Annotated in this window: 10 protein-coding genes; 3 read left to right on the top strand and 7 right to left on the bottom strand. The window is 73.5% G+C overall.

Annotated elements, in window-relative coordinates:
* The first annotated feature begins 115 nt into the window (after window positions 1-115).
* Window positions 116-3433, top strand: coding sequence for a helicase-related protein (locus EU555_RS14785; RefSeq protein ID WP_135415415.1), 3318 nt, complete (start codon window positions 116-118; stop codon window positions 3431-3433).
* A 117-nt stretch (window positions 3434-3550) separates the two neighbouring features.
* Window positions 3551-5071, top strand: a complete 1521-nt coding sequence (locus EU555_RS14790; RefSeq protein ID WP_135415416.1) for a DUF2252 domain-containing protein — start codon at window positions 3551-3553, stop codon at window positions 5069-5071.
* 3 nt (window positions 5072-5074) lie between these two features.
* Here EU555_RS14790 and EU555_RS14795 read toward each other — a convergent pair whose 3' ends face one another.
* The 4 genes from EU555_RS14795 to EU555_RS14810 form a co-directional block, all read right to left on the bottom strand.
* Complete coding sequence (locus EU555_RS14795; protein ID WP_135415417.1) at window positions 5075-5989, bottom strand: bestrophin family protein; 915 nt, start codon at window positions 5987-5989, stop codon at window positions 5075-5077.
* 143 nt (window positions 5990-6132) lie between these two features.
* Window positions 6133-6699 (bottom strand): YceI family protein, encoded by a 567-nt coding sequence (locus tag EU555_RS14800; protein ID WP_135415418.1) that lies wholly within the window; start codon window positions 6697-6699, stop codon window positions 6133-6135.
* Complete coding sequence (locus tag EU555_RS14805) at window positions 6696-7301, bottom strand: cytochrome b (protein ID WP_135415419.1); 606 nt, start codon at window positions 7299-7301, stop codon at window positions 6696-6698. The genes EU555_RS14800 and EU555_RS14805 overlap by 4 nt, the downstream gene beginning before the upstream one ends.
* Window positions 7302-7323: 22 nt before the next feature.
* The gene (locus tag EU555_RS14810; protein WP_135415420.1) at window positions 7324-7932 is read right to left on the bottom strand and encodes a YceI family protein; all 609 of its coding nucleotides are present in this window, start codon (window positions 7930-7932) and stop codon (window positions 7324-7326) included.
* Window positions 7933-8054: 122 nt separating this feature from the next.
* On the opposite strand from EU555_RS14810, the gene EU555_RS14815 reads away from it, so the two are divergent.
* Complete coding sequence (locus tag EU555_RS14815) at window positions 8055-8999, top strand: LysR family transcriptional regulator (protein WP_135415421.1); 945 nt, start codon at window positions 8055-8057, stop codon at window positions 8997-8999.
* A 13-nt stretch (window positions 9000-9012) separates the two neighbouring features.
* On the opposite strand, the gene EU555_RS14820 is transcribed toward EU555_RS14815, so the two are convergent.
* The 3 genes from EU555_RS14820 to EU555_RS14830 form a co-directional block, all read right to left on the bottom strand.
* A complete protein-coding gene (locus tag EU555_RS14820; protein ID WP_167858553.1) occupies window positions 9013-9675 on the bottom strand; it encodes an acyl-homoserine-lactone synthase in 663 nt (220 codons plus the stop codon).
* A gap of 425 nt (window positions 9676-10100) precedes the next feature.
* The gene (locus EU555_RS14825; protein ID WP_245524309.1) at window positions 10101-10904 is read right to left on the bottom strand and encodes a LuxR family transcriptional regulator; all 804 of its coding nucleotides are present in this window, start codon (window positions 10902-10904) and stop codon (window positions 10101-10103) included.
* A gap of 79 nt (window positions 10905-10983) precedes the next feature.
* Entirely contained in the window at window positions 10984-12702 is a 1719-nt protein-coding gene (locus tag EU555_RS14830) for a fructose-specific PTS transporter subunit EIIC (RefSeq protein WP_135415423.1), read from the bottom strand.
* Window positions 12703-12731 lie beyond the last annotated feature (29 nt).

Genomic DNA, 12731 nt, shown 5'->3' on the forward strand with positions numbered 1-12731 from the left:
GTCATCCGCGCCGGATGCACGCGCGCCATCCTGTTCCTGTGCATGCGACAGCCCGGCCCGGACCCGCGGCAGAGGCCGGGCGTTCTTGGCTGCGAGACACAGGGAGCGGGGGCCGATGGCGAAGCGCAAGGCGATGCGTCGCGCGAGAGAGGGAGCCGAGGAGAGCGTGGCGCCGCTGGTGCCGCCTGGTGCCCTCGCGGTGGCGCTGCTGTCCTTGCTTGGCGGGCGCCGCCCCCTCGTCCACGTCGCCCGCGACGCCCGCCGGCTGGAGGAGCTCGCCGCCCTGCTGCGCGGCTTCGCGCCGGGGATCGGCGTCGCGGTCTACCCGGAATGGGACTGCCTGCCCTTCGATCGCGCCTCGCCCTCCCGCGGCACGATGGGCGCGCGGGCCGGCGTGCTCCGCTGGCTGACCGACGCGGACAACCTGCCGGACATCGTGCTCACCACCGCGCCCGCCCTGATCCAGCGGGTGCCGCCGCCGGAGACCTGGGGCAAGGCCCGGGTCGAGATCCGGGCCGGCGACGCCGTCGAGGCCGGTCGCCTCACGGCGGAGCTGCAGCGCCTCGGCTACATCCTCGACGACCGGGTCGACGAGCCCGGCGAGGTGGCGGTGCGGGGCCGGACCATCGACGTGTTTCCGGCCGCGGCGCCCCGGCCCTGCCGCATCGAGCATGCCGGCGGCACCGTCACGGCGATCCGCACCTACGATCCGGTCTCGCAGCGCTCCCTCGACGAGGTCGAGACCCTGGTGGTCGACCCGGCGACCGAGATCGTCCTGGAGCCGGATTCCCCCGTGGCCCTGCGGCCCTTCACCGGGCAGGAGCATCAGCTCCCGACCCTCTACGGCCGCCTCGCCACCGTGCTCGACTACGTGCCGGAGGCGCACCTGGTGGTCGAGGCCGGCGCCGAGGCCCGCGCCGACGCCTTCTTCGAGCAGATCGAGGAGGGCAGGGGCGCCAAGACGCCGGGCGCCGAGACGCGCGGCGTGGCCCTGCCGCTCTACCTCACGCCCGCCGAGTGGCGACGCGCGCGCAAGGCCCGCGAGCTGGCGGTGGCCAGCGACGCCGACGCCGAGGCGATCGCGGTGCCGGCCTTCGTGCGGGAGCGCCGGCCCGGTCCGGCCTTCTCGGCTTACCTGCGCGAGCGCCTGAAGGCCGGCGACCGGGTCGTGCTCGCCGGCGATGCGGCCGCGCTCAAGCGCCTGTCGCGCCAGGCCGCCCGGGCGGCGGAGCGCGGCGTCCGGCCCGTCGCCGCCTGGTCCGAGGCGGCGGCCGCCAAGGCCGGCGAGATCGTCGCGCTGCCTGCCCCCCTCGACCGGGGTTTTCGCGTGCCGGATCTCGGCGCGACGGTGATCGCCGCACCGGACGTCCATGGCGGCAGCTCCGTGCGGCCGAGCGCCGGCCAGCCGGTGATCCTGCCGATGGGCGAGGTGGATCTCAGGGTCGGCGACGTCGCAGTCGACCGCGATCACGGCCTCTGCGTCTTCGAGGGGCTGGAGCGCATCCCGACCGGCGACGGGGGCAGCACGGAGGCCCTGCGGCTGCGCTTCGCCAGCGAGGCGATCCTGATGGTGCCGGTGGCCCAGGCCGACCGGATCTGGCGCTACGGCTCGGAGGAGGAGGCGGTCACCCTCGACAAGCTCGACGGCGGCACCTGGCCGAAGCGCCGCCTGGCCACCGAGGCGGGCCTGGCCCGGGCCGCCCGGGCGATGCTGGAGGCCGCCGAGATCCGCCGCAGCGCGAAGGCGCCGGCCCTGGTGCCGCCGGAGCGCGAGATGGAGCGCTTCGGCGCGGGCTTCGGCTTCCCGCTCACGCCCGACCAGGCGAGGGCGGTCGACGGGGCGCTCCAGGATCTCGCCGGCGAGCGGCCGATGGACCGGCTGGTCTGCGGCGATGTCGGCTTCGGCAAGACCGAGGTGGCCTTGCGCGCCGCCGCCGCGGCGCTCCTCGCCGGCAAGCAGGTCGCGGTGGTGGCGCCCACGACCGTGCTGGTGCGCCAGCACCTGCGCACCTTCGCGCGGCGCTTCTCCCGCTTCGGCATCGGGGTGGCGCAGCTCTCGCGTCTCGAAGGGCCGGCGGAGGCCAGGCGGGTGCGCCAGGGGCTCGCCGACGGCTCGATCCGCCTCGTCATCGGGACCCATGCGCTCGCCGGGCGCGGCGTCGCCTTCGCGGATCTCGGCCTGGTGGTGATCGACGAGGAGCAGCGCTTCGGCGCCGCCCTCAAGGAGCGGCTTCGCGGCATGGCCGGCGGCGCCCAGGGGTCCGGGGCTCACCTGCTGACGCTGACCGCGACGCCGATCCCCCGCACCCTGCAATCGGCCCTCGTCGGCCTCAAGTCGCTCAGCGTCATCGCGACGCCGCCGGCGGTGCGCCAGCCGATCCGCACCGTCCTGACGCCGCTCCACGACGACACCCTGCGGGCGGCGCTGATGCGCGAGAAGGGCCGCGGCGGCCAGAGCTTCGTGGTCTGCCCGCGGATCGAGGAGATCGGCCCGATGGCCGAGCGCCTGAAGGCGCTGGTGCCCGAGCTGACGACCGTCGTCGCCCATGGCGAGATGAAGCCGGCCGAGCTCGACGAGGTCATGGTGCGCTTCGCCGACGGCGAGGGCGACGTGCTGCTCGCCACCTCGATCATCGAGAGCGGTCTCGACGTGCCGCGGGCCAACACGATGCTGGTCCACGACGCCGAGCGGTTCGGCCTCGCCCAGCTGCACCAGCTGCGCGGCCGGGTCGGGCGCGGCCAGCGCCGGGGCGTGACCTACCTCCTGACCCGGCCCGACCGCGAGCTGCCGCCGGCGGCCGAGAAGCGCCTGCGCACGCTGGAAGCCCTCGACCGCCTCGGGGCGGGCTTCGCCATCAGCGCCCGCGACCTCGACCTGCGCGGCGCCGGCGACCTCGTCGGCGAGAACCAGGCCGGCCACGTCAAGCTGATCGGCCTGGGCCTCTACCAGCACCTGCTGCAGCTGGCCCTGCGCGCCGCCAAGGGCGAGCCGGCGGAGGACTGGGCGCCGGAGATCAACCTGGGCCTGTCCGGCGACGTGCCGGAGGATTACGTGCCCGAGCCCGAGGTGCGCCTCGGCCTCTACACCCGGCTCCTGCGCCTCGGCACCCTGGAGGAGGTCGAGGCCCTGCGCGGCGAGGTCGAGGACCGCTTCGGGCCGCTTCCCTCGGGCGTGCGCGCCCTGTTCGCCTTGGGCCGCCTGCGCGTCGGCTGCCTCCAGCTCGGCATCGCCCGCCTCACGGGCGGGCCGCAGGGCCTGGCGGCCGATGTCCGCCCCGGCTGCGCACCGGCGGCGATGCCCCTCTGCGAGGCGATGACGGCCCGGGACGGACGGCTGATCCTGCGCCGTCCCTGCGACGATCCGAACCGGCGCGCCGACCTCGCGGCCGAGTTCCTGCACCTGATCCAGGAGGCCCGCGACCACCAGGGCTGACCGCGGCGGGCCGGCACGCTCATCGCGCGGGTTTCATCCCGCGGCCCGGAACGATCGTCCAAGGCCAAGGTTGATTCGCAACCGGCCCGGATCGGGGGCCGCCGACGAGCCGTGCCCATGGACAGAGCGCACACGGACAGACCGCAGGACAGGGCCGGCGACGGCGCCCCGCCGGACACCGACGCCCCGGGCGACGGGTCACTGGCGGCGGCCGAGGACATCGTGCTGGAGCCGCTCGCCGACTTCCCGCACATCGACCTGCGCACGCCCGGCGAGCCTTGGGAGAAGCGCCGCGCCGCCGGCAAGAGCCTGCGCGCCAAGGTGCCGCATGACGGCCACGGCCCGGGTCCCGTGCCGAAGGACCGGCCCGACCCGGTCCGGCTGATCGAGGCGGCGCAGGCGGGGCGCCAGGCCCACCTGATCCCGCTCCGCGTCGCCCGGATGGCGAGCTCGCCCTTCGCGTTCCTGCGGGGAGCGGCCACCGTGATGGCCTGGGACCTGGCTCGGACGCCGACGAGCGGCATCGACGTGGTGATGAACGGCGACGCCCATATCGCGAATTTCGGCCTGTTCGGCACGCCCCAGCGCGACATCGTCCTCGACCTCAACGACTTCGACGAGGTCACGATCGGCCCGTGGGAATGGGACCTGAAGCGGCTCTGCGCCAGCATCGAGGTCGCGGCGCGCGACCTCGACGTGGCACAGGGCGAGCGGCGCGAGGCGGTGCTCGCGGCGGCCTACGGCTACCAGCACACGATGACCGAGCTCGCGCCGCAGGGGCCCCTCGACGTCTGGCACCGGGCGGCGCGGGCCGAGGAACTCGATTTCAGCGGAATCGCGATCGACCAGGAATCGCGCGAGGTGGTCGAGCGCGCGGTCGAGAAGGCGCGCAAGCGCCACAACAAGAGCCTGCTCGCCCAGGTCGGCGAGCGCCGGGTCGACGGCGGCTGGCGCTTCCGCAACGATCCGCCGATCCTGACCTGGGTCGATCCCGAGACCCGCGAGGCGGTGACCGCCGGGCTCGAGCGCTACGCCGAGACCCTGCCGCGGGAGCGCCGGTTCATGCTGAGCCGCTACCACGTGGTCGACGTCGCCCACCGGGTCGTCGGCGTCGGCAGCGTCGGCACCCGGGCCTACGTGGCCCTGCTCTGCGGCAACTCGGACCAGGACGTGCTCTTCCTGCAGGTCAAGGAGGCGGTGCGCCCCGCCCACGCGCCCTACGTCGCCGGCATGCCCGAGCCCTACGCCTCCCACGAGGGCGAGCGGGTGATCTACGGCCAGCGCCTGCTCCAGGCGGTCGGCGACCCGCTCCTCGGCTGGACCAGCATCGACGGGCGGCCGTTCTACGTTCGGCAGATGAAGAACATGAAGGGCGAGATCCCGGTCGCCTGCATGCGCGGGCAGCCGCTGGTCTACTTCTCCTGGGCCTACGGCGCGCTGCTTGCCCGGGCGCATGCCCGCACCGGCGACGCCGCGGCGATCGCCGGCTATTGCGGCCGCGACCGCCACGCCGATTTCCGCGCGGCCCTGGCCGACTGGGCCCGCGCCTATGGCGAGCGCAACGCGGAGGACCACCGCCTCTTTCTCGAGGCCATCGCCTCCGGCCGGCTCGAGGCGGCGGAGGACCCGCAGCTCTGATCGTCAGGTCAGAAGGAACTTCTCGGGTTCGAGCGGCGGCGGCACCGGCTCGCCGAGGGCGGCCTGCACGACCCCGTCGACGACGCGCAGGAGCGCGTCCAGCGGCAGGTCGTTGGGCGCCGCGCCGAACGGCTCCTCCAACTCGTCCCCGAGGGCGTCGAGGCCGAAGAACGTGTAGGCGACGAGGGCGGTCGCGACCGGGGTGCCCCAGCCCAGGGAGGCGGCGAGGCCGAAGGGCAGGAGCAGGCAGTAGAGCCAGGCCGTGCGGTAGAGGAGCAGCGTGTAGGCGAAGGGCAGGGGCGTGCCCTGGATGCGCTCGCAGGCGGCCTGCACCTGCGACAGCCCGGCGAGCTTCTGCTCGACGAGCCCGAACGACACGTCGCTCAAGGCCCCGGTCCTGAGCGCCGCCCCGAGATCGGCCGCCAGGCCCGACAGCGCCGCGTCGGCGGGGCTCGCGGCGGCGGGCAGGGCGCCGCGCTCCGCTTCCGTCAGGAAGGGGGCCGCCGCCGCGGTTCCGTCGCGGCCGCGCAGCTGGGCGTGCAGGGCGTGGGCGAAGCCGGCGAGGCGGTTCAGGCAGCGCCGGCGCCGCGCCTCGTCCTCGGGCAGGAGCGCCCCGAGCAGGCGGGCGAGGCCCCGCGCCTCGACGATCAGGGCGCCCCAGACCTTCCGGGCCTCCCACCAGCGGTCGTAGCAGGCGTTGTTGCGGAAGCTGAGGAAGATCGAGAGCGCGAGGCCGATCAGGGTGAACGGCCCGATCCCGGCATTGAGCGGGATGGCGTGGGCCCAGCCCTGCTCCGTCGCGACGACCAGGCAGGCGACGGCCGTGAGGCCGATCACCTGCGGGGCGACCCGCGGCAGGATCGACCCGCGTAAGCCGAACAGGATCGCGAGGGCGCCGGGGCGGGGACGGACGATCATGGGGATGCACGCTGGCCGGGAACGGGGCGCGGTCATCCGCCTCCGGGGCCCCGGGGTCAAGCGGGAGCCGGCCTCGCGACCCCGGGATGATGCGCAGCGGGGCCGGTCGACGGGCCTGGGTTCGGCCGGCCGCGCGGGACGGACTACCCGCCCGACTTCGTCGTCGCCGTCACGTCGATGTCGACGCCGACCTCGAGGGCGACCATCGAGCCGTTGGCCCAGGAGCCCTGGCCGACGCCGTAATCGGTACGCACGAGGTCGAGATGACCCACCGCGCGGGCGGTGCCGCCCGAGACCGTGAGCTTGAAGGGCAGGGTGACGTCCTTGCGCATCCCGCGGATCGTCAGCGTGCCGACCGCGTCGTAGGCGTCGCCGCCCTTCGGGACGAAGCGGGTCGCCTCGAACCGGGCCTGCTTGGCCTTGCCCGCGTCGAACCAGTCGGATTGCGGCAGGGCCTCGTCGCGCTGCCTGTCGCCGGTCTCGGCGCTGGTCAGGTCGATCAGCACCACGGCCTTGCCGGCCTCGGGCTTCTGCGGATCGAAGCTGATCTGCGCGTCGTAGCGGGTGAAGCGGCCCTTGAAGGGGACGCCGACCTGGGTGCCCGAGAAGCCGATGCGGCTCTTGGCCGGGTCGACGGTCCAGTCGGCCGCCCGGGCCGTCATGGGAGCGGCGAACAGGCCGAGGGCGAGGGCGAGGCGAAAGGGGGTCATCGCGAGGGAACCTCGGGTTTGGCGCGCGCGCGCGGCACCAGGGGGAGCATCCGCCACAGGGTGTCGTCGCGCAGCACGAGGTGGTGGCGCAGGGCCGCGCCGACATGCAGGAGCAGGAGGGCGATCAGCAGCCAGGCCCCGTAGCTGTGGACGAGCTTCAGCGCGCCCTCGACCGCCGCCTTGTTCGGCAATTCGGGCAGGACCGGCAGGTGCGGCCACGGGATCGCCCCGTAGAGCACCGTCGGGATGTTGTAGGGCGAGGCCGAGACCATCGCCCAGCCGACGAGCGGCATGGCGAGAAGCAGGCCGTAGAGCGCGAGATGCGCCGCCCCCGCCGCCCGCCGCTCGGCCGTGGGCATCGCCTCGGGCAGGGGCGGGGGAGGGTTGAACAGGCGCCAGGCCAGGCGCAGCGCCATCAGCACCAGCACCGTCAGGCCGATGGACTTGTGCCACTGGTAGAACGCGAAGCGGTCCATCGGCGAGAGCGGGCCCCGCGTCATCGCGAGGCCCAAGGCCAGCAGGGCCAGGATGCCGAGGGCGATCAGCCAGTGCAGCACGATCGCCACGATTGTGTAGCGGCGCGACGCCGCGACCGTGCGCATGGCTCCGATCTCCCGCGGCCAGTTAGTCCTTGCGCTCGAAGGCGCCGTGGAGGGTCAGCTGGACCTCGTCGCTGACGGCCGGGACGAAGGCCTTCACGCCGAATTCCGACCGCTTGAGCGTGCCCTTGGCCTCGAAGCCGACGGTGGCCTTCTTGTTCATCGGGTTGGCGCCGGCGCCGACCAGCGTCACCTCGAGGGTCACGGGCTTCGTCACGCCGTGCAGGGTCAGGTCGCCGGTGACCTTGGCCTTGTCCTTGCCCTCCGGCACGACCTTGGTGGAGGTGAAGGTCATCTCCGGGAACTGGGCGACGTCGAGGAACTTGTCGCTCTTCAGCGAGTCGAGCATGTGCTGGCTCGGCGTGTAGAGCGACTTGATCGGCACGGTGATCTTCAGGCGGCTCTCGGCGGGCTTCGCCGGCTGCAGCTCCAGGGTGCCGGAGATGTCCGAGAAGATGCCCGTATAGGGCGAGAAGCCGAAATGGTTGACGGTGAACAGGGCCTGGGTGTGGCCGGGATCGACCACGTAGGTGCCCGCCTGGATCTGGGCGGGGTCGCGGGTCGCCTGTGCACGGGCCGGGGCGGCCAGGGCGAGACCGGCGGCGAGGCCGAGGGCGAGGACGGACAGCTTCACGAGAACACTCCGTGTCGTGAGGGCCGGCGGGCCTGCGATCAGGTCGTCCGCGCCGCACCCTTCGTGCGGCCCTTCGCTTAAGCCGGTTCCGTCGCGGGCGTAAGACAGCTAAACCGGGACACATGGTTGCTGGTTCGGAAACCTTCCGCGGTGCGCTCTCTGACGTAAGGGCGTTCTGCGCCGTCGTTGATCACGGAACCGTGACCCAGGCAGCGGAAGTCCTGGGCGAGACCAAGGGCAGCATCAGCCGCCGTATCTCGCGGCTGGAGCGGGAACTCGGCGTCACCCTGCTCGCCCGCACGCCGCGGGCGGTCTCGCCGACGGTGGAGGGACTGGCCTTCCACGCCAAGGCCCAGGAGAGCCTCGCCCTCCTCGACGGGGCGCTGGAGACCGCCCGGGACGCCCGCACCCTGCCGCGGGGCCACCTGCGGGTCACCACCTCGATCGATTTCGGCATCGAGGTCATGCCCGACCTCGTCGCGAGCTTCCGGACCCGCTACCCGCAGATCTCGATCGACCTCCTGATCACCGACACGCGGCTCGACCTGGCGGCCAACCGCATCGACCTGGCGCTGCGCCTCGGCAGCGGCGAGGGCCAGGACGGCAGCTACCGCGCGCCGGTGCTCACCAGCCTGATGATCGGCCTCTACGCGGCGCCGGCCTATCTCGCGGCGCGGGAGGCGCCCGCGACCCTCGACGACCTCGCGCGGCACGACCTGATCCTGTCGCGCGAACGGCTCGGCGCCGCGCCGGTGCGGCTCCAGGACGGGAACGGGCGCGAAGGCCTCGTCACCGCCCGGCCGGCGATCCGCGCCACCGACTACGCGACGGTGCTGCGGCTGACCCGGGCGGGCGGGGGCATCGGGCACATCCCGAGCCTGGTGGCGGCCCGGGCGCTCAAGGAGGGCGCCCTGGTGCCGGTGCTGCCGGACTGGGCGAGCCGCGGCGGCGTCCTGCGCGCCGTCAGCCTCGCCGGCCGCGAATTGCCCGCCCGGGTGCGGCTGTTTCGCGATCACGTCCGCCTCGGCCTCGCGGCGATGCGGGAGGAGGCGGGGCCGGCGCCCTGACGGGGGGCGCCGATCACGAAGCCCGCAGCACGGGGCGGCCATCCTCCCGGCGCTCCGGCCCGAACCCCCGCTTCACGTCGTAGGCCGTGCCCTCGATCCCGAACACCGCCCGGGTGGTGTCGGCGGTGGCGGGGGTCCAGCGGGCGTAGAACGCCACCAGGGGGTGGCCGTCATAGAGCATCGGCAGGGCCAGCGGCTCGGTGTCCCAGCCCAGCGTCGCCAGATGGGTGATCATGATCGGGTGGGCCTGGATCAGGTAGCCCTCGATGCCCAGCACCCCGGTCAGCTCGGCCACCGCCACGAACTGGCGCCCGGCGAGCGGGTCCTTCGCGGTGGCGGAGGCGCGCCGCCACGGGGCGGCGCCGCAGCGCGTCCACTCGAACACCCGGGGGCCGCTCGGCGCGGTCGCGCCCTGGAGGAGCTGCGGGTAGACATGGCTCTGCAGATGCGGCCGGGTCGTCGGCAGCAGGCGCGAGTAGGACACGATCTCGCCGTCGTCGAGCCCGGCGACGTGGATGCAATCCGGCCCGTCGAACTGATCCTTCTCGCGCCCGTCCGGCTTCCGGCACGCCTCCCACCGCATCGTCTCGACGAAGAGACGGTGGCGGAAGCAGTATATCCGGTCGAGAAGCTCCGCGTTGTCGTGATAATTTTCGCGATCGATGATCGTGATCAAGACCAGGGCTCCCTTCTTTGGAGCCATTCATGCTCTCTGAACCTAGAATGAGATAGACCGTAAATTTACGGTACGACACACGAGATAGGCCGGCGCAATGATGTTGGATCGTCTAACATTGTCTTGTGAAATGTTAAGGTGCGGTGGGAGCGCGCGTTCGACGCGTCGGCCATCCGCGCGAGGGCAACTTGAGGTGATCATCGCGGCCCGGGCCCCGAGACGAGGGTGAAGGAGCCCGTGGTGAGCGCGAGACGAGGCGCCGGTCCCTGTGCCCTCTCCGCTGCGTCACGCGCGGGCGGTGGCGCCGAACATCTCGGGCGCGCGCCTTTTCCGGCCCGGCGCGGCGGGCCGGACCTCGCCCGGGAACAATCGGCTCGGGTCGCCGGTCGCTGCCGCGGACTCCGCGACCCGTCGGGGGCGCGGGCTCAGTCGATCAGGCCTTCGCGCATCGCCTGGGCGACGAGCTGCACGCGGTTGACGGCGCCGAGCTTGCGGGCAGCGTTGCGCAGGTAATCCTCCACCGTCCGCTGCGACAGCGACAGGATCTCGGAGGTCTCCCAGCCGGTCTTGCCGGCGGCGGCCCACTTGATGCACTCGATCTCGCGCGGCGTGCAGCGCGCGGCGCCCCCCGGACGTCCCGGCGCCCGGGCCGGGCTCGCCGGGGCAAGGTTGCGCGAGGCGAGGTGGGCGTAGATCGCCAGGAGGTGCAGCCCGGCCCTGGCCTCGTCCGAGAGGTCGATCCGCGGGGCGCCGAACGAGGCGGCGGCCTCGGTGCCGTCGATGTCGTGGATCGGCACGCAGAGGCCGTTGCCAAGGCCGAAGGCCGGCGCCTCCCCCATGATCTGCCGGGCCAAGGGCGCATCGCGGTCGAACGCCACGTCCGACCACAGGAAGGGGCTCGTCGTGCGGCGCACCTGCGCCATCACCGGATCGTGCTGGACGTAGCGCCGCTCGACGTAGCGGGCGGCCCATTCCTCCGGCCAGTGCATCAGCAGCAGCCGGTCCGGCAGGTTCTCGCCCGCGCTCTGCGGCACGCCCGCGATCGCGAAGCGCTCGTAGCCGAAGATCCCGCCGGCGCGGGTCAGCACCGCCACGATCTCGGCCGCGCTGCGCGCCGCCTTCACCGCCTGGACCAGGTCCAGGGTGACCTGCCCGATCACCGCCATCTCGCCGCGCAGCCCGTTCGCACCCCTCGTCCGGCCGATCTCCGCGACGCTGCCGGCGGACAATCCTTACCATGAAACGCGACCCCCGGCGATCCGGGCCGGATCGCCGGGGGCGCAACCTGCCACCGCCTGGCCGCGCCGCTCAGGCCGCCCGCGTCTTGAGCACGCCCACCAGCACGGCGGTGATCAGGGTGCCGACCATCAGGGCCGCCACGGCGCCGAGCACCGGCGTGATGGCGTTCGGGATCGGCAGCACGAACAGGCCGCCATGGGGCACCCGCAGGGCGACGCCCAGGGTCATCGACAGGGCGCCGGCCACCGCCGAGCCCGCCACCAAAGCGGGGATCACCCGGAGCGGGTCGGCGGCCGCGAAGGGGATCGCCCCTTCCGTGATGAAGGCGGCGCCGAGCACCGCCGCGGCGCTGCCGGCCTCGCGCTCCTGCGCGCTGAAGCGGCCGGGGAAGAGCCGGGTGGCGAGCGCGATGCCGAGCGGCGGGGTCATGCCGGCCAGCATCACGGCGGCCATCGGGGCGTAGATGCCCGACGCGATCAGGGCGGCGGAAGAGGCGTAGGCCGCCTTGTTGATCGGCCCGCCCATGTCGACCGCCATCATGGCGCCGAGGATCAGGCCCAAGAGCAGCGCGCTCGCCCCCTGCATGCCCTTGAGCCAGCCGGTGAGCGCCGCGAGCAGCGCCGCCACCGGCACGCCGACGACGTAGACCATCAGAAGGCCGGTCACGAGGGTGCCGATCAGCGGCAGGATCAGGACGGGCTTCAAGCCCTCGAGATTCTTCGGCAGGCGGATCGGGCGGCTGAGGAAGGAGACGGTGTAGCCGGCGATGAAGCCCGCCGCGATGCCGCCGAGGAAGCCCGCATTGAGGTTCGCCGCCAGCATGCCGCCGATCATGCCGGGCGCGATGCCGGGCCGGTCGGCGATGGAATAGGCGATGTAGCCGGCGAGCGCCGGCACGATCAGCGCGAAGGCCGCCTTGGCGCCGATCTCGCCGAGCGCGAAGCCGAGGCTGCCCTTGTTCTCCGGCGCCATCGCGTCGATGCCGCCGAACGCGAAGGCGAGCGCGATGAGGAGGCCGCCCGCCACCACGAAGGGCAGCATGAACGACACGCCGGTCATCAGGTGCTTGTAGGCGCCGGCCTTCGTCTCGGCCGCGGCCGGGCGGGCGGGGCCGGCATCGGCGGCCTGCGCGCCCTGCCGCTCGGCGTCCTTGAGGGCGGTGGCGATCAGGCCCTTGCCGTCGCGGATCGCCGCCTTGGTGGTGGTGGCGTAGACCCTCTTGCCGGCGAAGCGCGCCCGGTCGACGCCGGTATCGGCGGCGATGAGCACGATGTCGGCCGCCGCGATTTCTTCAGGCGTCAGGGCGTCGCGGGCGCCGACCGACCCTTGCGTCTCGACCCGGACGTGGTGGCCCAGCGCCTGCGCCGCCGCCTGGATGCCTTCCGCCGCCATGAAGGTGTGGGCGATGCCGGTCGGGCAGGAGGTGATGGCGACGATGCGCGTGGGACCGGTCGTCCCGGGGCCCGCGGGCGCGGCGCCTGCATCGGTGCCGGCGAGCGCCCGGTCGATCACCCCGTTGACGTCGGTGAGCACGTCCTCGATCGCCGCCTCGGCGCGGCGCAGGCGTCCGAAGCGGCCCGCGCCGAGATCGCCGGTGCCGACGAGGAGCACCGCATCGGCGTCCTGGATCGCGCCCTCGCTCAGCGGCGCCCCTGTCGTGCCGCGGCTGCGCAATTCGACGTCGAGCCGCTGGTTGCGCCGCCCCGCCGCCCGGCGCAGGGCCTCGGCCGCCAGCACCGCGTGGGTGCTGAGATCGCCGCCTCCGACGACGGCCACCAGGTGGGTCATGGGGTGTTCCTCCTGAGGGTTATGCTAGA

This window comes from Methylobacterium nonmethylotrophicum (assembly GCF_004745635.1).
GTDB lineage: Bacteria > Pseudomonadota > Alphaproteobacteria > Rhizobiales > Beijerinckiaceae > Methylobacterium > Methylobacterium nonmethylotrophicum.